Below are 23958 nucleotides of genomic sequence, written 5' to 3' on the forward strand. Positions count from 1 at the left end.
TCAGATCGGCTTGCCGGCGTAAGGCATCGAGGCGGTCAGACCGCCATCGACCGGGAACGCCTGGCCGTTGACGTAAGACGCTTCGTCGCTGGCGAGAAACAATCCCATTGCCGCGAGTTCATGCGGCTGCCCCGGACGCTTGAGCGGATTGAGCTGGCCGATCTTGCCTTCGGTGCCGCGCTCTTTCGCATTGTCGAAAATCGGTTTGGTCATGCCGGTCTCGATCAGGCCGGGGCACACCGCGTTAATGCGGACATTGGTGCCGGAGAGAGAATATGCCGTGGTCTGCACCAGGCTGATGACACCCGCCTTGCTCGCCGCATAGGGATGACCGCTGGCATTGGCCTTGAGGCCTGCGACCGACGCGGTGCAGACGATGGCGCCATGGCCCTGCTTCACCATGTGCGGAATGGAATGCTTCACCGCGAGGAACGGCCCGATCAGATTGACGCGCAGAACTTCCTGCCAATGCTCCGGCGTCTGCTCCGCGAGCGGGATCAGACCGCCGCCGATGCCGGCATTGGCCCAGATCGCGTCGAGCTTGCCGTAGGCCGAGATCGCCTTGGCGATGAAACCCTTCACGTCATCCTCAAGGCCTGCATCTGCCATCACGGCTTCCGCGGTGCCACCTGCCTTGCGCACCTGCTCGACGGTTTCCTTGACGCCCTCGGTCTTGTCGACCGCGATCAGCTTCGCGCCTTCTTTGGTGAACATCAGCGATGCCGCGCGGCCGATGCCGCTGCCCGCGCCGGTGATGATGACAGACTTGCCCTCGAGGCGACCCATGACGTTCTCCCGATTTTTGATTTGAAGTGAGCGGACGCGCGCTGCCGCGCGTCACGCCGGATTTGTTTGCGCGTCAGCTCGCGCCGGCCTTCTGGGCGTAGGCCCACGATGCCTGCGCCAGGGGAATGCGGCGCGCGGCCGACGCATCAGCCTTGGCGTTGGAGGCGGTGCCGTCCTGAATGCGCTTGGCTATGCCCTGCAAAATTCCCGCGAGCCGGAACAGGTTGTACGAGAAGTACCAGTTGAGATTCTCGATCGGCGGAACACCCGCGGCCTTGCAATAGATGGCTTCCGCCTCTTCCATGCTCGGAATATTCAGCGCCTTGAAATCGGCGCCATCGAGTCCCGGCATGACCCACTGCATCAGCAGGTAGGCGAAGTCCGCCATCGGATCGCCGAGCGTCGACAGCTCCCAATCCAGCACCGCAATAACCTTCGGCTGGGTGGGATGGAATATCATGTTGTCGATGCGATAGTCGCCATGCACGATCGACACGCGCTTCTGCGTCGGCACGGTCTTCGGCAGCCACTCGATCAGCTTTTCCATTTCCGGAATCAGATCGGTTTCGGAAGCCCGGTATTGCTTGGTCCAGCGATCGACCTGACGCGCGAAATAATTTCCCGGCTTGCCGAAGTCGCCCAGCCCGATCTTCTCCGGATCGTAACTGTGCAGCTTCGCCAGCGTCTCGATCTTCGAGGTGAAGACCGCGTGACGTTCCTTGGGCTCGAGACTCGGCAGTGTGGGATTCCAGAACACGCGCCCCTCTTCCATCGACATGATGTAGAAGGCCGCGCCGATCACCGCGTCGTCCATGCAGAGCGCGTAAGCGCGTGCCACCGGAAAACCCTGCGCATGCAGGGCGGCGATCACCTTGAATTCGCGGTCCACGGCGTGAGCCGACGGCAGAAGTTTGCCGAACGGCTTGCGCCGCATCACGTAGGATTTTGTCGGCGTATTGAGCCGGTAGGTCGGATTCGACTGGCCGCCCTTGAATTGAAGAACGGTCAAAGGACCTTGATAGCCCTCGACATTCTCACGCATCCAGGCATCGAGACGAACGTCATCGATCCGATGACGTTCCTCGACTTCCATTGTGCCTGAGTAATCCTCGTCTTGCCTTACCTGCTCAGCCACGACGTCTCCCAATCTCTTCTATTTCAGTTAGTGATTGGAATACTTCCGAAGCTCAAGCCGTGCAATGGCCCGGTTGTGAACCTCGTCGGGTCCGTCCGCCAGACGCAGCGTGCGGATGCCGGCGTAGGACTTGGCGAGACCGGCTTCGTCGGACACACCCGCGGCACCGAATGCCTGGATTGCATCGTCGATGATCTTGAGCGCGACGTTCGGCGCCGCGACCTTGATCATGGCGATTTCGGTCTGCGCAGCCTTGTTGCCGACCTTGTCCATCATGTCCGCCGCCTTGAGGCAGAGCAGACGGGTCATTTCGATGTTGGTGCGCGCTTCGCCGATACGCTGCTCCCACACCGACTGCTCGATGATCTTCTTGCCGAACGCGGTGCGCGACGACAGACGCTTGACCATCTTCTCGAGCGCCTCTTCGGCGGCGCCGATGGTGCGCATGCAGTGGTGGATGCGGCCCGGACCGAGGCGGCCCTGCGCGATTTCGAAGCCGCGGCCTTCGCCGAGCAGAATGTTGCTGGCCGGCACGCGCACGTTCTCGAGCAGGATCTGGGCATGGCCGTGCGGCGCGTCGTCGAAGCCGAACACCGGCAGCATCTTTTCGATCGTGATGCCGGGCGTATCGAGCGGAACGAGAATCTGCGACTGCTGCTGGTGGCGGGCGGCGGTCGGATCAGTCTTGCCCATCAGGATCGCGATCTTGCAGCGCGGATCGCCGGCGCCCGACGACCACCACTTGCGTCCGTTGATCACATAGTGATCGCCGTCGCGCTTGATGCTGGTTTCGATGTTGGTCGCGTCGGACGAAGCTACGGCAGGTTCGGTCATCAGGAACGCCGAGCGGATTTCGCCGTTCATCAGCGGCTTCAGCCACTGGCGCTTCTGCTCTTTGGTGCCGTACCGCATGAACACTTCCATGTTGCCGGTATCTGGCGCCGAGCAGTTGAACACTTCGGAGGCCCAGTAGAAGTGGCCCATCTGCTCCGCGAGCGGCGCGTATTCGAGGTTGGTCAAGCCCGCGCCGCGGAATTCGTCGTCTTCATGCTCGTTCGGCGGCATGAACATGTTCCAGAGGCCTTCGGCCTTCGCCTTCTTCTTGAGTTCTTCGAGGATCGGAATCACTTTCCAGCGATCACCCTTCGCATCCTGTTCCTTGTAGATCGGGGCGGCCGGGCGAACATGCTTGTCCATGAACGCAATAACACGGTTGCGCCACTCGGTCTGACGCGCGGACATTGTGAAATCCATAGGACGATCCTCTCTTGTTGTTAGTTAACGATGGTCTTGCAACACTCGCGACCACCTGTCCACCCGGCCATCAACGTCAGTAATGTTGACGTTGTCTGATCCTCGCGTGAACGGCTTGCCGCGCTGCAATCTTGCTGCTAGGTTGATTTCATACATTTGTTTGAATGACAAGTGACAATCAAACAAATGTTTGATATGATTTTGCAGCGCGGAACAGCTTTTCCGCATTTGCATGGCATCTCTCACTTTGCATGGCTTCTATGTCGAGCGACCAAACGAAAACCGCCATTCTCACCGCCGCTGAAATGCTCTGGGCAGAGCGTAGTTTCGGCGAAGTCACGATGCGCGACATCGTGGCCGCCGCCGGCGTCAATCTGGCCGCGGTGAACTATCATTTCGGGTCCAAGGACGAATTGCTCGCCGAACTGTTCATCAGCCGCACCACGGTGCTGAACCGCGAGCGGTTCGCCGAACTGAAAGCCGCGGAGCTGGAAGGCGGCGGCCGTCCGAGTGTCGAGGCGATTTTGCGCGCGCTGGTTGGTCCGCCGCTGCGGTGGTGCCTCAGCCCCGACCTGCAGCGCTCGGCCGCCGCCCGCTTCATGACCCGCGCCTCGGTCGAGACCGTGCCGCCGATCAAGAAGATCGTGGATAAGGAATTCCGCCACCTGCAGCGATTTGCGACGGCACTGCGCCTCGCCCTGCCCCATCGCGACGAAGTCGATATCTACTGGGGCCTGCACTTCGCGCTGGCGATGATCCGGCAGACCGTGACCGACAGCGAGCGGTTGAAGAAGCTGTCAGGCGGATTGTGCGACTTGAATGATGTCGACGACATCATCCGGCGGATTGTATCGACTGCGAAAGACGCACTGGTCGGCGGCGCCGATGCCGCGACGCCTCTTGTTCGCGCGTCAGGCTTTCGAAAATCCTGATCGCGGCAGATCTGGCCGGGTGACATTCCGGCGACAGACGGTAAACAGCATTACCAAAATGAAAGAGGTGCGACGGAGACCGCCGCACCTCGCATTTTTTCAACTCGCGTGAGCGAGCAGCCGATCAGTACGGGCAGATCGTCCGGCCCCAGCGCGGGCTCCAGTAGCAGCCTGGAGCGATGAAGCCATAGCCGTAACCCCGGCCACGATAGTATCCGCGACCGCGACCCCAGCCACGACCCCAACCGCCGCCACGGCCGCGGCCAATACCCCGTCCACCACCGCGACCGCCACCGCCACGACCACGGGCTTCCGCCGAGGTCGACGTCGAGGTCGCGACAACGAACGACGTGCCGATGAAGCTGATCGAATAGACCAGCACCAACGCTGCCGCCGCCAGGGCACGTTTGAAGACGTTCGAACGTGTCTTGATCTGAGTCATAAAGAGAACCTCCATTTCCGGAAACGCCGTGGAGCACTTCCGCGTATTTAACTCGCGAGCCTGCGTCCCGTTCAGGCACGTTCGGAAAATAGATAGTCAAAAACAAGACTACTCTACACGATTCATCCGGTAACAGATTAGGATCATCGCGCCTCGGCGGTCAATGCATCGCACGTCGTACTATTCTGAGTACGTCCCGCCTCTTGCTGAACCGTTGTTCATCATGCTGAACGAAATATCTTCGCAATTGCGAGACACGTTTGAACCATCCGAACTTTTTCCGTCACCAAGCGTTTAAGCCCGCCGCTCCGAAAGTTGGTCCATGCCCAAAGCACATATTTACGTTCTCGGCCTCAACACCTACGACCACGACGTGAGCGCCTGTCTGCTGCGGGATGGCGAAATCGCTTACGCGATCGCCAAGGAGCGCATCACCCGCGAGAAGCACGCCAGCGGCTTCTACAAGGAAGTTATCGACTACTGCCTGGAAGCCGAAGGCATCACTCTCGACGACGTCGATCTGGTGGTCCGCAACTGTTACATCCTGCCGGTTCCTGAAATGGAAGACCGCCTGCTCTACCAGGACCTGCCGGGCTTTCTTCCGGAATACGAGAGAGCGGATGCCAAGAGCCATCCCTACTTCCTGTCGCGCTCCGACAAGGTGGTGTCGATCTCCCATCACCTCGCCCACGCCTACAGCGCGTTCGCCGTCTCCCCCTTCGAGGAAGGCGCGATCATGATTGTCGACGGCGTCGGCAGCTATCGCTCCGACGTCAATGAGCCGTTTCCCGCCACAGACACCGCGACGCCGTTGGCGCGCGAGTCGGAGAGCTACTACAAATTCTCGGGCGAGAAGCTCGAATGCCTCAAGAAGGTCTGGATGGAGCCCGATCGCGGCTTCCTTAGCGACGAATTCTACAACATGCCCGGCCTCGGCGCGCTCTACAGCCGCGCATCGACCTACATCTTCGGCGACTGGAACAAGTGCGGCGAGCTGATGGGCCTCGCCCCTTACGGACGGCACGGCAACGTCAAGCCGCTGATGCAGATCAAGGACAACGTCCTCACCGTTCCGCGCTGGACCTCCGAGCTGAACAAACCCTACATCGCGGACAGCGGCGAGAAGTGGGAGACCAGCCCGCTGATGAAGCACTGGGAGGATCTCGCCTGGCGCGTTCAGGACGATACCGAGAAGGTGCTGCTCGCCCGCGCGGCGTGGCTGCGCGAAACCACGGGTGCGAAAAATCTATGCATCGCGGGCGGTGTGGCGCTGAACTGCGTCGCCAACGGCCGCGTTGCCCGCGAGTCGGGCTTCGAGAATGTCTGGATTCAGCCGGCCGCAGGCGATGACGGCATCGCGATCGGCTGCGCCTATTACGGCTGGCTGGAAATCCTCAAGCAACCGCGTTCATTTGTGATGGATCATTCCTATGTCGGCCGCCGCTATTCCGATCAGGAGGTGAGCGACGCGATCTCAAAACCGCTCGTCAGCATTCAGACGACGCGAACGAAAAGCGACAACATCGCTCGCGATACCGCAAAACTGCTCGCCGACCAGAAGGTGATCGGCTGGTTTCAGGACCGCTCGGAGTTCGGCCCGCGCGCGCTGGGCAATCGCAGCCTGCTGGCCGATCCGCGCAAGCCCGAGATGAAGGACATCCTGAACAGCCGGGTGAAGCATCGCCAGCCGTTCCGCCCCTTCGCACCGATCGTTCTCTACGAGCGCGCGAAGGACATCTTCGAGGGCGAGGAAGACTCGCCCTTCATGCTGATCGCCAAGAACGTCCGCCCCGAATGGCGCAACAGGATTCCCGCCATCGTCCATGTCGACGGCACGGCGCGGGTGCAGACGGTTCGCGAGGAAACCAATCCGACACTCTACCGGCTGCTGAAGGAGTTCGACGCCCTCACCGGCGTGCCGGTCCTCATCAACACGTCGTTCAACGTCAAGGGCGAGCCGATCATCGAGACCCCGCGCGACGCCGTGATCTGCTTCCTGACCACCGGCATCGATCACCTCGTGATGCACGACACGCTGGTGTCGAAGAACGCGATGCACAAGATCGTCGGGCCGCTGGTGAATACCTATACCGATGTCGCAACGATGGTGATGGCGAACATGAAGCCTGCATGACGCCCGGCCCGGCCGGCCTGTGCGTTTGTGCCCTGCGGTAACGGGCGCCAGCCGGACGTATCGATTGCGCCCTCCGGATTCCGTCCTAGTATGACGGGGCGTAACCGGTGCCGGACGGCTGGGCTGCACTATGACAATTGAGAAATGTATCAACGAGTATGACGCCTCGGAGATGATTTTCGAGGAAGGATCGACCGGCCGCGAGCTGTTCGTGGTGCTCGACGGCAAGGTCGACATTGTCAAGAATTCCGGGGCAGACAGAACTGTCATCGTCACCCTCGGCAAGGGTGAATTCTTCGGAGAAATGGCCGTTATCGACGGCTCCGCGCGCTCAGCCAGTGCCGTTGCCGCCATCGCCGGCACCCGTGTGATGCGGATCAATCACGCCCGCTTCGTTTATCTCGTCAGCCAGCAGCCGGCCTTCGCGCTGATGATCATGGATGCGCTGAGCAAACGGCTGCGGGCCTCCAATGCCGTCAACTTCAGGACCGCGGCGCCATGAGCGACCGGAAACCCTCGCCCTTTCCGATTCTTCTCAGCAACGACGTCTGCTCCCTGATCCAGGCCGCCGAAGACGTCTATCAGATCCGGTTCAAGAACCGCGCCGCCAACGCCTATCTGGTCCGCGGCAGCAAGCGGACCATCATGATCGATGTCGGCCTGTCTTCGAACTATCCGCATCTGCTGGAATGCCTTCAGCACCTTGGCATCAAGCCTGCTGACATCGACATGGTCGTGCTGAGCCATGAGCATCTCGACCATATCGGCGCCGCGTATCATTTCAACGGCAGGACAATCATCGCCGCCCATCGCCTGGCCGCGAACAAGATCATGCTGCGCGACGACTTCTCGATGCTGCGCAAGATGTTCAACGAGCCGAATGTGCCGATCGACATCGACATCTGGCTTGAGGAAGGCAACCTGATCGACCTCGGCAACTTCCGGCTGAATGTGATGTACACCCCGGGCCACACCTCGGCGTGCATCAGCCTGTTCGATCAGGACAAGGGGCTGCTGTTCGCCGCCGACACCCTGATGCCCGGAGGCGTCATGGGCGGCGTGTTCGGATCGGGAAGCATCGCCGACTACATCCAGTCGCTGGAACGGCTGAAGGGACTGGACTCGAAAATCCTGCTGTCCGGCCATGGCCGCCTGTCGGACACCCCTCATGACGACGTGAGGATCGCGATTCAGCGATCTCACGCGCTGCTGTCCGACACGGCCCAACTGTTCGACGCTCTCGACGCGCGCGCGAACTTCGACCCGATCATGCAATCGGTGCGCGACCTCAACAAGCTTGATGACTCGTGAGGTGGGCTCAGACCGTTGCCGGTATCAATTTAAGGAAGGTTTGGAGCGGGTGAAGGGAATCGAACCCTCGTATTCAGCTTGGAAGGCTGCTGCTCTACCATTGAGCTACACCCGCAGTGCGGCGAGACCTAGCATGGTCATTCCGCCGCCTCAACCACGATTGATTTGAAGCCCGGGCCCAAGGAACCATATTCCGGGGAAGCGGGTTCTCATGAGAACCAATTCCAACCGGGAGACATTTCATGCGCAAGGCACTTGTAGCCGCCCTAGCCCTGGCAGGCGCTGCCGTCTTTGGCGCCGACTCTGCCGAGGCTCGGGATTATCGCTTTTGCCTGGTCGAGGGTTGGCAGGCCGGTCCCGGCACCTGTTACTACGATACTTACGCCCAGTGCATGGCCAGCGCCTCGGGACGGCGCGCCTATTGCCAGGTTAATCCGGTCTTCGCCTTTGCCGAGCAAGGCCGATATGCCGAACCCGGCGCTCGTGTGGTGAAGCCGCGCAAGGTGCGCCGCGAGCGGCGCTATGACGACTGAGCATTGCCAGCGGCCACGTTCGCCGTCATTGAGAAAGCCGCCCCGATCCAGCGAGGGCGGCTTTGTTGCGTCAGTCACGGCGCTCGAGATCGCGATACGACGATAACCGCGACAGAAATGCCAGCACCAGTCCAATCCCGACCAGCGAAAATCCCATTGTGAAAATCTTGGAGACGCCAGTGGTCGGCCCAAGCGTGGCGTCACCCACCGTGGTCAGGGCTACGACACTGAAATAGGCCGAATCGAGCCACGACCAGCCCTCGACCCAATGGTAGAAAATCGAACCGCCCAGCACCGACATGGTCAGCAGGAAGATGATGGCCTGAAATTCGGGATCGCGCAGGCCGTGCCAGAAGCCGAGAGACAGGCGGACGAGGCCCACGCCGAGCGATTTCATCAGATTTGATCCCCCACGGACAGTTCCCCGCTCCGCAGCCTGACACAGGCACGCCCAATAAAAAATCGCCCGGAAGCAACTTCCGGGCGATTTCAATATGGTGGGGGAAGAAGGACTCGAACCTTCGAAGCCATACGGCGGCTGATTTACAGATGTTGCCTTATCCAGTGATTTCAACAACTTACGTAAAGCCTGTTCAGCGACGTTCCCCAGCGATTTCGGTCAGGGCCATATGGAGCAAAATTCTAAAAGGTCCGGCATCGTTCGAAAACGCCCGAGTATTGAGGGTTACCCACCAAAACAGATTGCGATTTCCTGCATTGCAAGGCATCGACAAAGCTGGCTGGCCCGTAGTGGCTATTGATCGTGATGGGTTGCGCGGCCGGCAGGGAACGAAAATGCAAAGCCCGAACAGAACTTATAATTTGGAAGCCGACGAACTGCGCGGGGCCGCCGCGTTGCTCGTTTTCTTTTACCACTCGATCAATTCCGGGATTTCGTCAGTCATGCAAACTGCGAAATGGCCGATGTCGTCTAATCCATTCGTGTCGATCATCTATGAAGGCCATACCGGTGTTTCGCTGTTCATGGTTCTCAGCGGTTATATTCTTTCAAGCGGCACATTTGGCCGGGAGATTCAATACTTCGGATTTCTTAAAAACCGAATCCTCCGAATTTTCCCTCTGATGATAGTTGTGCTTGTCTTCTCGCTTTACACTGCAAAATCGTTCGAACTCGGCAGCATCATTTCGCCGTTTATTCTGCTAGCCAATATCCCATCGGCAATGACGTCTCCGTCGAACCTGTCAGGTACGGTTTGGACAATCTCCGTTGAATTCCAGTTCTATTTGATCGCGCCGTTCTTGTTCCTGTTTGTCTGGCGCTATGGTGTATTTCGGTTCCTACTGCCCATTATGGCGCTGTTCTGGATTCTGAAAGTGATGGCACTACTGCCGCTTCCTCCTGCCGAGCAATACCGTGCAAACTATTTCACGATCCTTGGCCGCATCAATCAGTTCATGGCTGGGATCGGGCTGGCGTATCTGATCCACATTGGCCGTTTTTCGATCTCTGCCAACCGCAAAACTGGTTTTTTCCTGCTGACCCTTTCCAGCATCGCGGTGCTTGCACTGATGAGCCTGTTAAACCGCCAAGGCGGTATTTCAGCCTGGCATTGGTGGCACATAATTTACCCCGAGGTTGAAGCGTTGATTTGGGCCGCATTCATCGGCGGATATTTGGCAGCCTTCCCTTTTCGCGGCACAGGGATCAGTACCGCCCTCAGATGGATTGGGATGTTGAGTTTCAGCATCTATATCCTGCACTACGCGGTCCAGTACGAGTTCTGGGCCGCATTTCGCCAAGGTTATTTGGGTAGCTTGCAGTTTGGCACGCTGGGGATTATCGCAGCCTCCTTTGCAATTTTTGCGGTTGTCCTCTTCGTATCGATGCTGTCTTACTACTGCATCGAGCGGCCCTTCCTTGAAATGCGCGGCCGATACCTGACGCGCTCCGAGCATCAAGTTGAAAAGTTTGCTGCCTAGAGCGGCACAACGCTGCTGTCTCCAAGCCGATTTCGGAAAACGGTGTCAAATGAGCCAATAAAAACGCTCGCAGAAGATCAATTCTGCGAGCGTTTTCAATATGGTGGGGGAAGAAGGACTCGAACCTTCGAAGCCATACGGCGGCTGATTTACAGTCAGCTCCCTTTGCCACTCGGGACACTCCCCCGCTCGACGTCATCGGACACCCTCGCCCACCCGAACGGGGTGGTTGAACGGCCATGGATGACGGTAAAAAGCGTGCCCGTAGACGGGCGCCCGGTCGGCGCGTTTATGGGCGAAGCACCGGGGTAAAGTCAACCAATGCCGGGACGATTGTCACATTTCCCTTCCCGCCGTCCAAAGCCGGAAATTGCCATTATTTCAGCCCCGTGGGACAAGGCCGCATGAGCGATCGAGACCGCAAATCACGTTTCAAAGGCCCCAAACCGGGCGGACGCGGTGGCGACCGTGACCGGGAACGGCACGGGGAGCGTTCCGGGAAGCACCAGGGAAAGCCTCAAGGACGTCCTCAGTGGCGCGACCGCGAAGCCAGGGGACACGCGAAAGGCGAAGGTCCTGTCGTTCTCTATGGCTGGCACTCGGTCACCATGGCGCTGGCCAATCCCGAACGGCGAATCCGCAAGCTGTTCGTCACCGAAAACGTCGCCCGCCGCCTTGCCGACGAGAAGATCGACACCCGCGTTCCGCCGGAGCTGGTGCATCCGGGCGACATCGACCGCCGGCTCGGGCCGGATGCTGTGCATCAGGGCCTGCTCGCCGAGGCCGATCCCCTGCCCGGCCTGCATCTCGACGAACTGCCTCAGGACGGCATCGTGCTGGTGCTCGACCAGATTACCGATCCGCACAATGTCGGCGCGATCCTGCGCTCGGCCGCAGCGTTCGGCGTCAAGGCAATCGTCACCACCGGACGGCACAGCCCGGAAGCGACCGGTGTGCTGGCCAAATCCGCATCCGGCGCACTCGAGCTTGTGCCCATCATCGAAGTCCCCAACCTGCATCGCGCGCTCGGCGAGATGAACGAGGCAGGCTTCCTGACGGTCGGTCTCGACAGCGAGGGCCAGGGCGATCTCAGCAAGGTGCCCCTGCATGCGCCGCTCGCTCTGGTGCTGGGCGCGGAAGGCAAAGGCCTGCGTCAGCTCACGCGCGAGACGTGCAGCGTGGTCGCACGCATGGACATGCCCGGCGCGATCAAGAGCCTTAATGTCTCGAATGCAGCCGCGCTCGCGCTCTATATCGGGACAAGCCGTCTTGGCCTGATGGGCTGAATCAAAACGCCCGCCTGCGTGATGCAGACGGGCGTTTCGCTTTATATCCGATCAATCAGATCAGTATTTGTAGCGAAGCGGACGCGATCCGTGCGCCATGGCGTGGCCGTGGTGACGGTGCGTGTAATAGTACTTCGGCGCGGTGCGATACGGACGGTAGTGCATCCGATGATAGCCGCGGTGATAATGGCGGCGGGCGTAGCGATAGCTGTAGACCGCAGGTCCCTGCACGCCCGGTGCGCCGTCATAGTAATGGCTGGTGGCGTTGCCGTACGGACCGCCATCATAACCATAACGATAAGGCCGGCCGTAGTAGCGCGAACCGATCACCGCGCGTTCCTGATAGGTCGGCACCGGAGCAAAGTTGCCGGGGCCGGTATAGGTCGGGCCCTGATTCACCCAGTAATACTGCGGGCTTGCATACGTCTGATAAGCGTCCGCATCGGTCAGACGCTCGCGCACACCGCAACCGCCGTAACCGTAGCCGGTGCCGTAACCGCATCCGTAGTTGTAAGCATAATAGCCGTAGCTGCCGCACGGATCGGTCACCGCACATGCCTGCGCGGGTGCCGCCGTCGCCATGGTCGCAGCAAAGGCTGCTCCCGCAATCAATCCTGCAATCGTCTGACGCATTACTCTCTCCTGTTTAAACACTTTTGTTTTGGTCTCGTTATTGTTTCAGATCGGGCCGGAAACCATTCGGCCTGTAGCTGGGCCGGAAGCCGTTCGGCCGACCGCTCTGATCGCGCGGCGCTTCGATGATCGACGGTGGATATAGCGGAACGTCGTAGTGCTGCTGCGGCGCCGGCGGCGCGGATTGCGCGGACCACGAGCGATGATAGCTCTCCGCAGGCTGCGGCAGCGCGCGATTGGCAGGCGGCTGAATTTCGAGACGGCCGTAGCCCGGCGTGCGTCCGGCGCTCGGATAATAGTGGCCGACTTCGGGGCCGATGTAGCGATCCCAGCCGCCATAAACGCGGTCCGCATTCTTGAAATGTTTGGCGAGGCCCCATTCGCCTTCGACGACGGCATAGGACGCATCGCGGCCATTGATCATGACGGGAACGCCCGCACGGCCGGGAATCACGATCAACGGACCGGTATCGGCCGCAGCCGATGCCGCCGTTCCGATCAAGATCGCCAGAGCCAGTATCGCACGCATGGAATGAGACCTTCGTTGAAGCCGCACCCTAATCCAGCGAGGCAAGCCAGGAGTTAAAGGCCCCGCCCAATCGTCAGGTAAGCCTAACGCGTAAGCATTTGCGGTCGCTCAATTGCGAGCGATTTCAATAAGATTTTGGAAAGTGGAAGGTTAACGGCGGGCGCCGGGCGGGCTCGCTCGCCCGGTTCCACAGGTGAAACAACGCCTCTCGACAACGTGATTATATGATAATCATCATTCTATTGATCGGCCGGATATGCCACTTAGCTCCTCCGTCAGAACGAACAGAGGAGAACTTCGATGACCGTGCAAACCAGAGAATTCAACCACCATCGTTATGAATTCGTGCGTGGCAACGACGGCGATTTCATCGCGTATCAGCGCCATCTCGGCGACGGCGTCTGGCAGACGTTTTCCACGTGGATGATTCCGCGCGCAAACGAGGGCTAAGAAATCGGCCGACGGCGGCGGTAAATGGTGCCGGTTGAGAGGATTGAACTCCCGACCTTCGGTTTACAAAACCGCTGCTCTACCGCTGAGCTAAACCGGCGTCGGGGAACAGCTATCAGCGCGGCCGCCTCAGGACAAGACCGCCAGCGATGTTGCCGGGTCGCACGCCAACGGAAAAGCCGCCGCTCGAAGCGACGGCTTTCCGGACAGGACATTGGTCCGCGGCTTTTTCCGCTTCCACCTTCACCTGGCCACCGCCTGGCGTCCCCCGGGGTTCCGGGAACCGCGCATCGCAATGCCGTGAACCTCCGACTTTACCGCAGCGACCAACGGAGGGACTTGTCGCCGATGTCACGGCGCCGGCGCGGAGAACTGTTGCAATGACCGAGTGGTTGCTGGGCACGCTGCTGGTGCTGATCCTGATCATCAAGCTGCTCGACTATTTGGAGCTCTTCGATGTGCTCGACTTTTTGTCCGCGGTCCTGAAGCTGACCGGCGCGCTGTTTTTTGGCATCGCCAGCCTGATCATCTGGGCGTCGCGCAAATTGCTGGGCAAGAGCGGCGGACGAACCGAGGCCGGCTGAAATTCACAGCCATTCAATTTGCGCTGTCGTCCGATTTGGGCCACCAGTAAATGTGGTTGAGACATCGGGCGCGCGGAGGATTTCGCATGGACGGCAACGGCGGGTTTCGGGCGCACCACAAATACCTGATTGCCGCGATCGGCGTGATTGCCGCTCTCGCTTTCCTCTACAACCTGGGGATTTTCGACGTCTGGTCGGTGGATCAGGCCGCGAAATAGCAATCGCGCGAACGCCAAATATTCCCCCTGTCCTGCGTCAAAACGCCTGTGAATTGCGTGGACAACTCGGCGCGCCTCGGAACGGTCACGGTCTCGTCACCGTTGCCTACGCAGGTAGACAGCGATTCAGGCAACCAGACGAGGACGATCATGCCTTCACATGATGACGACCGTTATGAAAATGCCCTCGACGACGTCATCGCCCAATGCGGCGGTGACACGCGCGGCGCCTTGATGGCGTTGCTCGCGGCGAACGAATTCCTCGAAGCCCAGCTCAACGATCTCCACGCAGCGATCGAAACCGGCGAGGTTCCGCTGCGCTTCGAGAAGGTGCCGGCAAACTTGCTAAATTGACGCGGGCGAACAGAGATAGTTCCCGGAACATAAGCAAGCGGTTTGGGTTCTTCCGTTTCAATCGATTTATTGAAAGGAGAATCCGATGATCAAGAAATATGTGGCTGCAGCTCTGCTCGGAACCGCGTTGGCTGGTGGAGCGGCGTTCGCGCAGACCACAACTCCGGCCTCGCCTTCCCCTGCTCCCGCTGCTTCTGTATCCAGCGAGCAGATGAATCTGCAAGGCAACTGGCGGGCTTCCAAGCTTGTCGGCCTCGCGGTTTATAACGACGCCAACGAGAAGCTCGGCGACATCAGTGAAATCCTTCTCGACAAGAGCGGCAAGGTCAACGCCGTGATCATCGGCGTCGGCGGTTTCCTCGGCGTCGGTCAGCACGACATCGCCGTGACGTTCGACAAGCTGAAATGGGTCGATGAGCCGGTCCGCTCGGCGTCGGCCGACAAGATGCCGGGCTCGGCAGGAACGTCGACAACAACCCGGCCGTCGACAACCACGGGCGCGGCTGGCGGCGGCATGGCTGCGACCGCGACCAAGAATGAATGGTACCCGGACCATGCGGTGATGAGCGGCACCAAGGAGCAGCTCAAGGCCATGCCGGCATTCAAGTACTCGGAAAACGCGAAATAAAGGCATAGACAGGCCAAGATAGCCTGCACATCAGCGCGGCCGAATCGGCTCAGCCGGTTCGGCCGTTCGCGTGCCTATCTAAAGATAGGCGCTGAGGCACCATGCGTTGAGCGCAGCCGCAACCGCCAAGGTGACGGCGAGCAACGTATCGACCGCAATCGGCTCCTCAGGAGCCAGTCTGAGAATCATCCGCGTCATACCGGGATTTGACCGCCCCGGCGGCTGAGAGTCTCGCGCATTGTTTTTGCTGGGCCCCCTTGTCAGTTTTCCCTTTCCGAGTCCGATTCTCCCGGGTTCTGGCAGATGGTTGTGCGGCGCAGTGTTGTCATGCGCCGATTTAAACGCACAATGTCCCGCGTTTCTTTCAGCCTGAGAAAAAGAAAAACATGACAGCCAAATTGACCGCAAAGAGTCCCGCAAAAAAACTGATGACTGAATTCCCGCCAGCGCGGGACAATCTCGTAACCCTCGCCAACTGGCGCACCCAGCCTTCCAGCGACTGGAGCTTTCACAACGTCCGCCGCCTGCTGCCGACCGCGAACATCGCGGCGTCGAAAAACCCCGTTCCGCTGGAAAGCTCGCTTGTCGAAATCGGCGAGGTCGCCTTCGAGGGGAGCAAGGGCCGGACCACGCTGCGCGATGCGCTGCGTACTACGAACACCAAGGGGTTTCTGGTTCTTCGCCGCGGCAGGATAGCGGCCGAGTGGTACGCGGGCGGCATGGATGCCACGACGCCGCATATCGTGTTCTCGGTGAGCAAGTCGATCTGCGGTGCGCTTGGCGGAATTCTCGCGGACAAGGGATTTCTCAACCCCAACCGGCCCGTAACCGATTACGTGCCCGAGGTCTCGTCTTCGGTGTACGGCGGCTGCTCGGTGCGGCATCTGCTCGACATGACGGTCGGCATCTCCTTTACCGAGGATTACGTCGATCCGGACGGCGATGTCGCGCGCTATCGCCGCGCTGTGGGATGGGATGTCATTCAACCCGGCCAGAGCACCATGGCGCTGCGCGAATACCTCGCGACCCAGAAGCCCGACGGCAAAACCCACGGCCACGCATTCCACTATGTCTCGACCAACACAGACCTGCTCGGCTGGGTCTATGAGCGCGCGGCGGGCCGCGCCCTGTCCGATCTGCTTGGCGAATATCTCTGGACGCCGCTCGGCGCGGAAACCGACGCTTATATCACGCTCGATCCGGAAGGCGCGATGCGCGCCGCCGGCGGCATTTGCGCCGCGCCGCGCGACCTCGCCCGTTTTGGCGAAATGATCCGGCAGCGCGGTGTCGCGCACGGCAGGCAGGTCATTCCCGGCTGGTGGATCGACGACATCAACGACAATGGCGATCCGGAAGCCTGGGCGCGCGGCGAATTCGCCGAGATGTTTCCCGATGCGGCCTATCGCAGCAAGTTCTATCAGATCGACCGCAAGCGGCGCACGCTGTGCTGCATCGGCATCCACGGCCAGTGGATCTACATCGATCCCATCAGCGAACTGGTGATCGTTCGCGTCGCCGCCGAGCCGATCCCGCTCGATGTCGACAACTACCGCGCCTGGCGGCGCGGCTTCGCGGCCATCGTCCAGCACTTTTCATAGGACGTCGGTTAGTTCATCGCGACCACGCCGGCATTCAGCGTGGTCGCGTATGCGACCCAAGCCAGATACGGCGCGAGCAGCCAGGCCGCGGACTTGTCGGCGCGTGAAGCCGCGATAATTGTCATCACAATGGCGATCAACAGTCCGATGATGATAACGAGCGCGGTGCGGGTGCCGTGCCATCCGAAGAAGACCGGCGACCACGCCGCGTTCAGCGCAAGCTGAATCAGAAACCAGGTGATCGCCGAGGCCCGCGGAGCCGAAGGCGCCGCGCGATCCCACAGGCGCCACAGGCTGACAGCCATCAGAATGTAGAGAATGGTCCACGCGATTGGAAAAACCACCGGCGGCGGTGTCCACCACGGCTTTGCCAGCGCCGCATACCACACCGGGATTTCGGGCCGCGTCACATATGATTCGAGAATCCCGACGCCGAGACACAGCAGCAGGCAGAGGGCCAACCGCCCGGCTGATTTCGACGTCATGACATCCCTCCGTAGACGCTCAGCGCGTCAGCCTTTCCAGTTCGGGAAACGCGGCGTAGGTGACACCCTTACAAAGATCCTCGGTATCCTCGATGATGCGATCGAGCCGCCCGTCAACGTACACGCCCGCACGCTCCTTCACACCGGCGTAACGCCCCGCAATGCGCGCATTCAAGCGCACACACACGACATAGCGCCGTCGGCCCCCGACTTCCTTTTGCGCCGGTTCTGAAATCCCGGCGTCGCGTATGCCCGTTGGATCGTTCAGGTAGGTCCGCAGCAGCGCAAGCAGTTCGGGACGGTAGTTCGCAGGATACGGCTGGTTCTCGATGCCGCGATCGGCGGTGTAGGACAGGCCGTCGCTGCCGCCAGTCCACGTACAGCCCGCAAGACCGAGCGCAACCAGCGCCAGCGCAACGCTCCGCGTATATGTCACCAATTTGCAACGCATTCCGATGAAGTCCACAACCTGAGGCATCGCATTGGGTTTCTTGGACATTGTGTCATTGACAAGGCAACACCTCGCCGGTTGATTGCAACCACGGCACAGGTGCCAGCGCAAGCTGGCGAATAGGGAATTCGGTGCCGCCGTGCAGGCTCGTAAAAGTGACGTCTGCATGGCCATTCCGAAGCTGCCCCCGCAACTGTCAGCGGTGAGCCGTTGTCCAATATGCCACTGAGCGAAGGCTTTTCAGCCGGGCTTGGGAAGGCGGACAACGGCGACGATCCGCGAGCCAGGAGACCTGCCTGTACCGGTCATCCTTCCGTCGCACGGGGCGTGCGAAGGGGCGGCGTTCCGCAGCGGTGACGTGACGTAACTGTTGCGGAGGTTCGGCCGATGGCCTGTTTCCTCAGTCAGGACGGAACGTGTGGAGGCAGAAACCTGCCGCCGGCCGTCGTGTCTGCGCGTTCTCACCGCGCCTCCGCGATCACATGCATCGGCGGGGCTTCAACGTGACTCAGTATTCCAAATCTCTCTTTCCGGCGGCGACGCTCGGACTCTCATTCGCAGCGGCATGCCTTGCGGGCACCGCCCTCGTCAGCCCTGCCCTCGCGCAGGACAATGGCGGTGCGCTGCCGGCGATCAACGTCGATGCGACGCGTCTCTATGGCACCGGCGGCAATGCGGGGAGCAACACCGGCGCTCCCGCCAACTCCATCGGCATCGTCGGCGCTTCGACGACGGTCATCACCAAGGAAGATATTGCGCGGGCGCCCGGCCAAACTATCCAAGATGTTTTGGCCACTGTGCCGGGCGTGCAACTGCAGACATTGTTCGGAGGCGTCAATGGCGCCGGGACGACCGTCGATTTGCGCGGTTTCGGTGCGTTTGCGACGGCCAATACACTTATCTTGATCAACGGACGGCGCATCAACGACGTTGACCTCGCTGGTGTCGACCTCTCGACAATTCCGCTTTACTCGATCGAGCGCATCGAAGTCACTCGCGGCAATAGCGGCGCAGTATTGTATGGCGACAACGCTATTGGTGGCGTCGTCAATATTGTCACCAAAACCGGCGCCGGTGCCGGTAAACCTATCGAAATGCGCGTTGAAGGCGGCGCGGGTTCTTACGGTGCCCGCCAGGGCAGCACGTCCTTTACGACCAATAACGGCCCTTGGTCGTCGTCGGCATTTGCAAACGTTTTCAAGTCCGATGGCTATCGCGTCAACAACGCAACCGATCAGCGGAATGCGGTAGGTGAAATCCGTTACACAACGACAGATTTCAGCGCGTTCTTTAATTTGTCGGGCGATGACCAGCACTTGGGCCTCCCGGGAGGCCGGACTGTCAATGCTTTCGTCAACGAACTCGCTACCGACCGGCGCGGCGCGGCCACGCCGTTCGATTTCGGAAACAAGCAAGGAGCCAATGCGACTGCAGGCTTCACCAAGACACTCTGGAACGGCGCCGAACTGATCGTCGATGGCGGTGTGCGCAACAAAAATCAGCAATCAGCTTTCTTTAGTCCGTTTTCCGAGAGTTATGTCGATAGCGTTCTAACGACGTGGTCGATCACGCCTCGCCTCAACATCAAGAATGATATTCTTGGCCTTCGTTCGAACATTCTGACCGGTATCGATTACTACGATGCAAAGTACGACTCGGATCGGCCGATGTTCAAAGGTTTGGCTCCGATACACGTCTACAATCTCACACAGCGCACCCTCGGCGGATACTGGCAGCAAACTTTGGGGCTCCTTCCGACAACCGATTTCTCTTACGGTGCGCGTGTTCAGAACACACAGGTTAGCGCACGCGACCGCTACGACCCGACTGCTCCCGCCCCGCTATTCTCGACGGGAGCGCAGGACCTCCCGCTAAACAGCAACGAAACTCAATACGCATTGCACGTAGGCTTGGAGCACCGCTTCACCGACAGTTTTGCGGTCTTCGGCAGAGCAGCGCGCGCTTTTAGAACCCCAAACGTCGACGAACGTGTTGGAGCCGGTCCGCAGTTCGATGCGAATTTCATTGCAATCCCGAGCAACTTCTCCTTGAAAACACAGACGTCGTATGACGTGGAAGGAGGCTTCCGCATACGCGCCGGGCGTTTCCAGATGCAGACCAGTGTCTACGACATGCACTTGAGGAACGAGATCCATTTCAATCCGTTCCTCGGATACAATCTCAACCTCGACCCTACGCATCGCTATGGTACCGAAACCAGCGTGTCGCTCGCGGTCACCGATACGTTGCGGCTGCGCGGAAGCCTTGCCTACACGCGCGCTGTTTTTGAGGATGGCCCGTTCGCCGGGAATAACGTCCCACTGGTGTCCCCCATCAGCGGAACGGCAGGTTTTAGCTGGGATATTTGGCAGAAGTACGCAGTCCTCGATGCGAACGTTCGCTTCTGGGGAGTTCGGCGCATGGATAACGACCAGCGCAACAACCAGCCCACAATTCCTGCCAATGCAACGCTCGATCTGAAATTGAGTGGACAGTATGATCGTTTCTTCTGGTCGGTCGCAGTCAACAATCTGTTCGACACACTTTACTATGACTACGCTGTAGCGAGCCAGTTTACGCTCGGCAATTATAGTGCGTATCCATTACCCGGCCGCGTCTACATGGTTAAAGCGGGTATGACCTTCTGACGTAGCAAGTAGCCTCTTAGAGACGTGTCTTTAACTAACAAGCCCGGCCTGCAGTCATCGCATGACCGATGACCGCAGGCCGTTCTTCTTTCCATGAGCCGCTTCGATGCGGGGGCTATGCAATAGCGGTCACGGAAATATCAAGGAAGAAGAGATCAGCCCTTCTTCTGCACGGCGATGTGCTTGACAGGCGCCGCGGACGAAATGTGCTTCTTGCTCACCACAGCGCTGGTCTTCTTGTGCGCCTTGTGATGCTTGATCTTCTTCTCCTTCACTTTCGCGTTCGCATTCGCGACCGACGGCTTCAGAGTTTCGGACTTCGCGGCGGGCGCCGTCTCGGTCTTCATGACGGTGGCGGCCATTGCAGGGGCGGCAATCATCGAACCCGCAACAAGGGCGGCAGAAATGATCTTCAGCATGGGTCTCTCCTGGCGTTATGCGATCAGGGGTGGCCGGTCGGATGGCCGGGTAACCGATCGTCGCAACAAAGCTAGGACTCCCCCGCTGAACTCAGTCTGAAGCGCACCAATGGCTTTCGTTCATCTGGATGACAGTTTGGACATGCGCCCGGCCGGCGGGTGAACCGGAAATCGCCGGAATTATGACGGGCTGACGCAGGAATGTTTGAACCCGGCGGGTGTTTAAGAGGTACAAACAGGATTAGGATCGTGTTTGCAGATCAACGGAGGCTACGCATGAGCAACTCGACCATCAGGCAGATATCTCTGGCATTTCTTCTTTCGGCGTTCGTTACGGCACCTTCGATCACCCTCGTGCAGGCAGCCCCTTCGGACACGCCCTCGCCTCCGGCCTCCGACACCAAATCGAAGCCCAAGGACAAGAAGAAAGACGACAGGAAGTCCTCGATCGACAGCCCTGCGTTCCTCCAGGGTTATCGCGCCGCCTATGCGACGATCTACGAGCGAAGCCAGTACGCCGCGGCGATTGACCAGCTCAAGGCGCTCGGTCAGGACGACCGCGCCGATGTCGCCAATCTGATCGGATACTCGTATCGCAAGCTCGGCAACTACGAGCTTGCCAGTGTCTGGTATGAGCGCGCACTGAAGGCGGATCCGAACCACGTCCGCACCTGGCAGTATTACGGCCTGTGGCAGGTCGAACAGGGCAACCGCGAACAGGCGAAGCACCACCTTGCCAGGATCGAAGCGCTCGCAGGCCGCGACAGCGCCGAGTATCAGTCGCTGGCCTCCGCGCTGACCACCGGCCGGACGTCGTACTGACCGAACCGATCAACGGCGCGCGCCTGGCCACGGGCACGCGCCGTCCTCTTGGTTAACCCGCGCGGGTCAAGCCGGATTTTGGCCGCGCGGGACTGTTTTGCGCAGGCGATCCCGCCTCGACAACACCGGAAAACCTCGTATAGACGAAGCCCGCGCGCGTCACGACTTCGTGGATGCGCGCTCAGGGGCTGATCCGGATATGACGAAGCCGAGAAAATATGAGCGGATTGCCTTCGTGGCGGGCCCGAGCGATGAGGCCCAGCAGGCCCTCGCCCAGTTCACCGCGGCCTATGGCAACCAGCCGTCGGACAAGGCCGACGTGGTCGTGGCGCTGGGCGGCGACGGTCTGATGCTGCAAACGCTGCACCGGCATATGCGCTCCGGCATTCCGATCTACGGCATGCATCGCGGCACCGTCGGCTTCCTGATGAACGAGTTCAGCCAGCACTCGCTGGTCGAGCGGCTGGAAGCCGCGAAGCTGACCGTGATCAATCCGCTGCTGATGCGCGCCACCGACGTTCACGGCAAGGTGCACATCCATCACGCCATCAATGAAGTCTCGCTGTTCCGGCAGACCCATCAGGCGGCGCGGCTGCGCATCATGGTCGACGAGCACGAGCGCATGGCCGAGCTGATTTCCGACGGGATCATGGTGGCGACGCCCGCCGGTTCGACCGCCTACAATCTGTCGGCGCAGGGCCCGATCCTGCCGATCAACGCTGCTCTCCTCGCCCTGACGCCGATCAGCCCGTTCCGCCCCCGCCGCTGGCGCGGCGCACTGCTGCCCAACACGGCGTTCGTCGTGTTCGAAGTGCTCGAATCCGACAAGCGGCCGGTCGCCGCCGTCGCCGATCATGACGAGGCCCGCGACGTGCAGCGGGTCGAGATCATCGCGGACAAGACCATCTCGATCCGCATGCTGTTCGATCCCGGCCACAGCCTGGAAGAACGCATCCTCAGCGAGCAGTTCGGGTTCTGACCCTGCCGCCCCGGCCGTCTTGGATAACCCTTCGTTAACGGCGGTCGCATATAGTTAATGCGAGGTGTACCCTGGTCCGGGTGCGCCACCCCGGGCGGCGCATGTTCATTATCGATTTCAACAAGCTGCGGTTTCTCGTGTGCGACGACAATGCGCATATGCGTCGCATTCTGCGCACGCTGCTCCATTCGTTCGGGGCGCGCGAAGTCTATGAAGCGGAAGACGGCGCGACCGCGCTTGAGATGTACTCCCACTATGTCCCCGACATCGTCATCACCGACTGGTCGATGCCGATTTTCGACGGGCTCGAGCTCGCCCAGATGATCCGTCAGCCCGACGGCGTGGGCAATCCTTACGCGCCGATCATCATGCTGACCGGACATTCGGAGAAGCGCCGCGTCATGGTCGCGCGCGACGCCGGCGTCACGGAATTCCTGGCGAAGCCGATCTCCGCCAAGGGCCTTTACCAGCGCATTCTGAATGTCGTGGCCAATCCCCGCCCCTTCATCAAGACCAAGAACTATTTCGGACCGGACCGCCGCCGCAATCCCAACGCGGCCTATATCGGCGTCGAGCGGCGCACCGGCGGCAAAGCCGAAGTCGTGCAGCAACCCTCGCTGCTCGACAAAGCCCGTTCCGGAAACTAGGAGCACCCATGGCCCGCAAGCCGCCAGTCGAGATCAAGGTCGATACCTTCGCGGACCATCAGGTCATCTCGCAGCCCAATCCGCTGCGCAAGATGGTGCGGTATTCCGAAGAGAAGGATCTCGACGATCCGGTTGCGCGGGCCGAACAGGCGCTCGCCAGCCTGTCCGGCGAGTTCAACCACTGGATGCAGGTGGAGTGCGACCGGCTGAGCGCGGCTTATGCCGCAATCGCAAGCGAAGGACTGAACGGCGAGAACCGCGAGGAACTGTTCCGCGCGGCGCACGACATCAAGGGCGGCGCTGCGACGTTCGGCTTCCCCACCGCCGCTGCGGCGGCGGAAAGCCTGTGCCGGATTATCGAACATGCACCGGATCTCGCTCAGGTGCCGGGCGAATTGATCCAGCACCATGTCAACGCGATCCAGGCGATCTATCGCGAACAGTCGAAGATCAACGCCATCGGCATGGCGGATGAACTGAGCAAGAAGCTGCGCGGCGTGGCGGACGAATATCTGATCCACGTCAACCGCGACCGGCCCGAACATCTCGAAGCGATCCTGTCGCCGAGCATCGTTCCGGAAGGCTGAACGACTCGCGATCGGTGCTCTAACAACTCGCCGCTTCGTAGAGCGACCCGCCCTGTCAACACCCTCTGCATCATCCCGGCGAAGGCCGGGATTCATCTTGCACGATAGCGCGTCATTCTGAGGTGCGAGCCGCGCTTGCGGCGAGCCTCGAAGGATGCGTGGCGGAGAAATC

Annotated in this window: 28 protein-coding genes, 3 tRNA genes and 1 riboswitch; of the genes, 18 read left to right on the top strand and 13 right to left on the bottom strand. The window is 60.2% G+C overall.

Annotated features, from left to right (window positions below):
* The 3 genes from AC1RM7_RS06005 to AC1RM7_RS06015 form a co-directional block, all read right to left on the bottom strand.
* Positions 1-786: an SDR family NAD(P)-dependent oxidoreductase gene (locus tag AC1RM7_RS06005; RefSeq protein WP_006021095.1), complete on the bottom strand. Its 786-nt coding sequence runs from the start codon at positions 784-786 to the stop codon at positions 1-3.
* A 73-nt stretch (positions 787-859) separates the two neighbouring features.
* Positions 860-1921 (bottom strand): phosphotransferase family protein, encoded by a 1062-nt coding sequence (locus tag AC1RM7_RS06010; RefSeq protein WP_024920132.1) that lies wholly within the window; start codon positions 1919-1921, stop codon positions 860-862.
* Positions 1922-1948: 27 nt separating this feature from the next.
* On the bottom strand, positions 1949-3175 hold the full coding sequence (locus AC1RM7_RS06015) for an acyl-CoA dehydrogenase family protein (RefSeq protein WP_024920131.1): 1227 nt from the start codon (positions 3173-3175) through the stop codon (positions 1949-1951).
* Positions 3176-3435: 260 nt separating this feature from the next.
* Here AC1RM7_RS06015 and AC1RM7_RS06020 point away from each other — a divergent pair, with 260 nt between their 5' ends.
* Positions 3436-4107 (top strand): TetR/AcrR family transcriptional regulator, encoded by a 672-nt coding sequence (locus AC1RM7_RS06020; RefSeq protein ID WP_006021098.1) that lies wholly within the window; start codon positions 3436-3438, stop codon positions 4105-4107.
* Positions 4108-4231: 124 nt separating this feature from the next.
* On the opposite strand, the gene AC1RM7_RS06025 is transcribed toward AC1RM7_RS06020, so the two are convergent.
* Positions 4232-4549: a hypothetical protein gene (locus tag AC1RM7_RS06025; RefSeq protein ID WP_024920130.1), complete on the bottom strand. Its 318-nt coding sequence runs from the start codon at positions 4547-4549 to the stop codon at positions 4232-4234.
* A gap of 322 nt (positions 4550-4871) precedes the next feature.
* Here AC1RM7_RS06025 and AC1RM7_RS06030 point away from each other — a divergent pair, with 322 nt between their 5' ends.
* The 3 genes from AC1RM7_RS06030 (at position 4872) to AC1RM7_RS06040 (ending at position 7994) form a co-directional block, all read left to right on the top strand.
* The gene (locus AC1RM7_RS06030) at positions 4872-6683 is read left to right on the top strand and encodes a carbamoyltransferase family protein (RefSeq protein WP_024920129.1); all 1812 of its coding nucleotides are present in this window, start codon (positions 4872-4874) and stop codon (positions 6681-6683) included.
* 130 nt (positions 6684-6813) lie between these two features.
* On the top strand, positions 6814-7185 hold the full coding sequence (locus AC1RM7_RS06035) for a Crp/Fnr family transcriptional regulator (protein WP_006021101.1): 372 nt from the start codon (positions 6814-6816) through the stop codon (positions 7183-7185).
* Positions 7182-7994 carry an MBL fold metallo-hydrolase gene (locus AC1RM7_RS06040; RefSeq protein WP_006021102.1) on the top strand — a complete coding sequence of 271 codons (813 nt, stop codon included), beginning with the start codon at positions 7182-7184 and terminating at the stop codon, positions 7992-7994. Before AC1RM7_RS06035 ends, AC1RM7_RS06040 begins: the two co-directional genes overlap by 4 nt.
* A gap of 41 nt (positions 7995-8035) precedes the next feature.
* On the opposite strand, the gene AC1RM7_RS06045 is transcribed toward AC1RM7_RS06040, so the two are convergent.
* A tRNA-Gly gene (locus tag AC1RM7_RS06045) sits at positions 8036-8109 on the bottom strand.
* Between the two features lie 127 nt (positions 8110-8236).
* On the opposite strand from AC1RM7_RS06045, the gene AC1RM7_RS06050 reads away from it, so the two are divergent.
* Positions 8237-8527, top strand: a complete 291-nt coding sequence (locus AC1RM7_RS06050) for a DUF3551 domain-containing protein (protein WP_006021201.1) — start codon at positions 8237-8239, stop codon at positions 8525-8527.
* 70 nt (positions 8528-8597) lie between these two features.
* On the opposite strand, the gene AC1RM7_RS06055 is transcribed toward AC1RM7_RS06050, so the two are convergent.
* Positions 8598-8924 carry a potassium channel family protein gene (locus AC1RM7_RS06055; RefSeq protein WP_006021202.1) on the bottom strand — a complete coding sequence of 109 codons (327 nt, stop codon included), beginning with the start codon at positions 8922-8924 and terminating at the stop codon, positions 8598-8600.
* A 305-nt stretch (positions 8925-9229) separates the two neighbouring features.
* Between AC1RM7_RS06055 and AC1RM7_RS06060 the strand changes: the two genes are divergently transcribed.
* A complete protein-coding gene (locus AC1RM7_RS06060) occupies positions 9230-10468 on the top strand; it encodes an acyltransferase family protein (protein WP_492943885.1) in 1239 nt (412 codons plus the stop codon).
* A gap of 101 nt (positions 10469-10569) precedes the next feature.
* On the opposite strand, the gene AC1RM7_RS06065 is transcribed toward AC1RM7_RS06060, so the two are convergent.
* Positions 10570-10655: transfer RNA gene (locus tag AC1RM7_RS06065), tRNA-Tyr, on the bottom strand.
* A 217-nt stretch (positions 10656-10872) separates the two neighbouring features.
* Between AC1RM7_RS06065 and rlmB the strand changes: the two genes are divergently transcribed.
* Positions 10873-11754 (top strand): 23S rRNA (guanosine(2251)-2'-O)-methyltransferase RlmB, encoded by an 882-nt coding sequence (gene rlmB, locus AC1RM7_RS06070; protein ID WP_024919083.1) that lies wholly within the window; start codon positions 10873-10875, stop codon positions 11752-11754.
* Between the two features lie 60 nt (positions 11755-11814).
* Here the strand turns inward: rlmB and AC1RM7_RS06075 are convergent, their stop codons facing one another.
* Both AC1RM7_RS06075 and AC1RM7_RS06080 read right to left on the bottom strand, forming a co-directional pair.
* Entirely contained in the window at positions 11815-12387 is a 573-nt protein-coding gene (locus tag AC1RM7_RS06075) for a hypothetical protein (RefSeq protein ID WP_006021204.1), read from the bottom strand.
* Between the two features lie 37 nt (positions 12388-12424).
* Positions 12425-12916, bottom strand: coding sequence for a hypothetical protein (locus AC1RM7_RS06080; protein ID WP_024919082.1), 492 nt, complete (start codon positions 12914-12916; stop codon positions 12425-12427).
* Positions 12917-13216: 300 nt separating this feature from the next.
* Between AC1RM7_RS06080 and AC1RM7_RS06085 the strand changes: the two genes are divergently transcribed.
* A complete protein-coding gene (locus tag AC1RM7_RS06085; protein WP_162832188.1) occupies positions 13217-13366 on the top strand; it encodes a hypothetical protein in 150 nt (49 codons plus the stop codon).
* 25 nt (positions 13367-13391) lie between these two features.
* Here the strand turns inward: AC1RM7_RS06085 and AC1RM7_RS06090 are convergent.
* Positions 13392-13466: transfer RNA gene (locus AC1RM7_RS06090), tRNA-Thr, on the bottom strand.
* 280 nt (positions 13467-13746) lie between these two features.
* On the opposite strand from AC1RM7_RS06090, the gene AC1RM7_RS06095 reads away from it, so the two are divergent.
* The 5 genes from AC1RM7_RS06095 to AC1RM7_RS06115 all read left to right on the top strand — a co-directional run bounded on the left by AC1RM7_RS06095 (position 13747) and on the right by AC1RM7_RS06115 (position 16748).
* On the top strand, positions 13747-13950 hold the full coding sequence (locus tag AC1RM7_RS06095; RefSeq protein WP_006021207.1) for a hypothetical protein: 204 nt from the start codon (positions 13747-13749) through the stop codon (positions 13948-13950).
* A gap of 86 nt (positions 13951-14036) precedes the next feature.
* The gene (locus tag AC1RM7_RS06100; protein WP_275451117.1) at positions 14037-14168 is read left to right on the top strand and encodes a hypothetical protein; all 132 of its coding nucleotides are present in this window, start codon (positions 14037-14039) and stop codon (positions 14166-14168) included.
* A gap of 150 nt (positions 14169-14318) precedes the next feature.
* A complete protein-coding gene (locus AC1RM7_RS06105; RefSeq protein ID WP_006021209.1) occupies positions 14319-14522 on the top strand; it encodes a hypothetical protein in 204 nt (67 codons plus the stop codon).
* Between the two features lie 85 nt (positions 14523-14607).
* Positions 14608-15150, top strand: a complete 543-nt coding sequence (locus AC1RM7_RS06110; protein WP_024919081.1) for a PRC-barrel domain-containing protein — start codon at positions 14608-14610, stop codon at positions 15148-15150.
* A 386-nt stretch (positions 15151-15536) separates the two neighbouring features.
* On the top strand, positions 15537-16748 hold the full coding sequence (locus tag AC1RM7_RS06115; RefSeq protein ID WP_024919080.1) for a serine hydrolase domain-containing protein: 1212 nt from the start codon (positions 15537-15539) through the stop codon (positions 16746-16748).
* A gap of 8 nt (positions 16749-16756) precedes the next feature.
* On the opposite strand, the gene AC1RM7_RS06120 is transcribed toward AC1RM7_RS06115, so the two are convergent.
* On the bottom strand, positions 16757-17233 hold the full coding sequence (locus AC1RM7_RS06120; protein WP_024919079.1) for a TspO/MBR family protein: 477 nt from the start codon (positions 17231-17233) through the stop codon (positions 16757-16759).
* Positions 17234-17252: 19 nt separating this feature from the next.
* Positions 17253-17684 carry a hypothetical protein gene (locus AC1RM7_RS06125; protein WP_244434385.1) on the bottom strand — a complete coding sequence of 144 codons (432 nt, stop codon included), beginning with the start codon at positions 17682-17684 and terminating at the stop codon, positions 17253-17255.
* A gap of 80 nt (positions 17685-17764) precedes the next feature.
* Positions 17765-17998, top strand: a riboswitch (cobalamin riboswitch).
* Positions 17999-18166: 168 nt separating this feature from the next.
* On the opposite strand from AC1RM7_RS06125, the gene AC1RM7_RS06130 reads away from it, so the two are divergent.
* Positions 18167-20332, top strand: a complete 2166-nt coding sequence (locus tag AC1RM7_RS06130) for a TonB-dependent receptor (RefSeq protein WP_024919077.1) — start codon at positions 18167-18169, stop codon at positions 20330-20332.
* Positions 20333-20487: 155 nt separating this feature from the next.
* Here the strand turns inward: AC1RM7_RS06130 and AC1RM7_RS06135 are convergent, their stop codons facing one another.
* Complete coding sequence (locus AC1RM7_RS06135) at positions 20488-20751, bottom strand: His-rich protein BRANT (RefSeq protein ID WP_006021215.1); 264 nt, start codon at positions 20749-20751, stop codon at positions 20488-20490.
* A 276-nt stretch (positions 20752-21027) separates the two neighbouring features.
* Here AC1RM7_RS06135 and AC1RM7_RS06140 point away from each other — a divergent pair, with 276 nt between their 5' ends.
* The 4 genes from AC1RM7_RS06140 to AC1RM7_RS06155 all read left to right on the top strand — a co-directional run bounded on the left by AC1RM7_RS06140 (position 21028) and on the right by AC1RM7_RS06155 (position 23786).
* Entirely contained in the window at positions 21028-21573 is a 546-nt protein-coding gene (locus AC1RM7_RS06140; RefSeq protein WP_006021216.1) for a tetratricopeptide repeat protein, read from the top strand.
* 199 nt (positions 21574-21772) lie between these two features.
* Positions 21773-22552 (top strand): NAD kinase, encoded by a 780-nt coding sequence (locus AC1RM7_RS06145; protein ID WP_024919076.1) that lies wholly within the window; start codon positions 21773-21775, stop codon positions 22550-22552.
* A gap of 101 nt (positions 22553-22653) precedes the next feature.
* Positions 22654-23199: a response regulator gene (locus AC1RM7_RS06150; protein WP_006021218.1), complete on the top strand. Its 546-nt coding sequence runs from the start codon at positions 22654-22656 to the stop codon at positions 23197-23199.
* An 8-nt stretch (positions 23200-23207) separates the two neighbouring features.
* Positions 23208-23786, top strand: coding sequence for an Hpt domain-containing protein (locus AC1RM7_RS06155; RefSeq protein ID WP_024919075.1), 579 nt, complete (start codon positions 23208-23210; stop codon positions 23784-23786).
* Positions 23787-23958 lie beyond the last annotated feature (172 nt).

This window comes from Afipia sp. GW822-FHT03D08, from assembly GCF_058801645.1.

Coding starts and splice junctions, on each gene's coding strand:
- rlmB (WP_024919083.1), top strand. CDS start 10,873: ATGAGCGATCGAGACCGCAAATCACGTTTCAAAGGCCCCAAACCGGGC.
- AC1RM7_RS06050 (WP_006021201.1), top strand. CDS start 8,237: ATGCGCAAGGCACTTGTAGCCGCCCTAGCCCTGGCAGGCGCTGCCGTC.
- AC1RM7_RS06105 (WP_006021209.1), top strand. CDS start 14,319: ATGCCTTCACATGATGACGACCGTTATGAAAATGCCCTCGACGACGTC.
- AC1RM7_RS06030 (WP_024920129.1), top strand. CDS start 4,872: ATGCCCAAAGCACATATTTACGTTCTCGGCCTCAACACCTACGACCAC.
- AC1RM7_RS06140 (WP_006021216.1), top strand. CDS start 21,028: ATGAGCAACTCGACCATCAGGCAGATATCTCTGGCATTTCTTCTTTCG.
- AC1RM7_RS06130 (WP_024919077.1), top strand. CDS start 18,167: ATGCATCGGCGGGGCTTCAACGTGACTCAGTATTCCAAATCTCTCTTT.
- AC1RM7_RS06110 (WP_024919081.1), top strand. CDS start 14,608: ATGATCAAGAAATATGTGGCTGCAGCTCTGCTCGGAACCGCGTTGGCT.
- AC1RM7_RS06005 (WP_006021095.1), bottom strand. CDS start 786: ATGGGTCGCCTCGAGGGCAAGTCTGTCATCATCACCGGCGCGGGCAGC.
- AC1RM7_RS06095 (WP_006021207.1), top strand. CDS start 13,747: ATGACCGAGTGGTTGCTGGGCACGCTGCTGGTGCTGATCCTGATCATC.
- AC1RM7_RS06015 (WP_024920131.1), bottom strand. CDS start 3,175: ATGGATTTCACAATGTCCGCGCGTCAGACCGAGTGGCGCAACCGTGTT.
- AC1RM7_RS06120 (WP_024919079.1), bottom strand. CDS start 17,233: ATGACGTCGAAATCAGCCGGGCGGTTGGCCCTCTGCCTGCTGCTGTGT.
- AC1RM7_RS06080 (WP_024919082.1), bottom strand. CDS start 12,916: ATGCGTGCGATACTGGCTCTGGCGATCTTGATCGGAACGGCGGCATCG.
- AC1RM7_RS06100 (WP_275451117.1), top strand. CDS start 14,037: ATGGACGGCAACGGCGGGTTTCGGGCGCACCACAAATACCTGATTGCC.
- AC1RM7_RS06155 (WP_024919075.1), top strand. CDS start 23,208: ATGGCCCGCAAGCCGCCAGTCGAGATCAAGGTCGATACCTTCGCGGAC.
- AC1RM7_RS06040 (WP_006021102.1), top strand. CDS start 7,182: ATGAGCGACCGGAAACCCTCGCCCTTTCCGATTCTTCTCAGCAACGAC.
- AC1RM7_RS06020 (WP_006021098.1), top strand. CDS start 3,436: ATGTCGAGCGACCAAACGAAAACCGCCATTCTCACCGCCGCTGAAATG.
- AC1RM7_RS06075 (WP_006021204.1), bottom strand. CDS start 12,387: ATGCGTCAGACGATTGCAGGATTGATTGCGGGAGCAGCCTTTGCTGCG.
- AC1RM7_RS06025 (WP_024920130.1), bottom strand. CDS start 4,549: ATGACTCAGATCAAGACACGTTCGAACGTCTTCAAACGTGCCCTGGCG.
- AC1RM7_RS06145 (WP_024919076.1), top strand. CDS start 21,773: ATGACGAAGCCGAGAAAATATGAGCGGATTGCCTTCGTGGCGGGCCCG.
- AC1RM7_RS06135 (WP_006021215.1), bottom strand. CDS start 20,751: ATGCTGAAGATCATTTCTGCCGCCCTTGTTGCGGGTTCGATGATTGCC.
- AC1RM7_RS06085 (WP_162832188.1), top strand. CDS start 13,217: ATGACCGTGCAAACCAGAGAATTCAACCACCATCGTTATGAATTCGTG.
- AC1RM7_RS06055 (WP_006021202.1), bottom strand. CDS start 8,924: ATGAAATCGCTCGGCGTGGGCCTCGTCCGCCTGTCTCTCGGCTTCTGG.
- AC1RM7_RS06125 (WP_244434385.1), bottom strand. CDS start 17,684: ATGCGTTGCAAATTGGTGACATATACGCGGAGCGTTGCGCTGGCGCTG.
- AC1RM7_RS06115 (WP_024919080.1), top strand. CDS start 15,537: ATGACAGCCAAATTGACCGCAAAGAGTCCCGCAAAAAAACTGATGACT.
- AC1RM7_RS06150 (WP_006021218.1), top strand. CDS start 22,654: ATGTTCATTATCGATTTCAACAAGCTGCGGTTTCTCGTGTGCGACGAC.
- AC1RM7_RS06035 (WP_006021101.1), top strand. CDS start 6,814: ATGACAATTGAGAAATGTATCAACGAGTATGACGCCTCGGAGATGATT.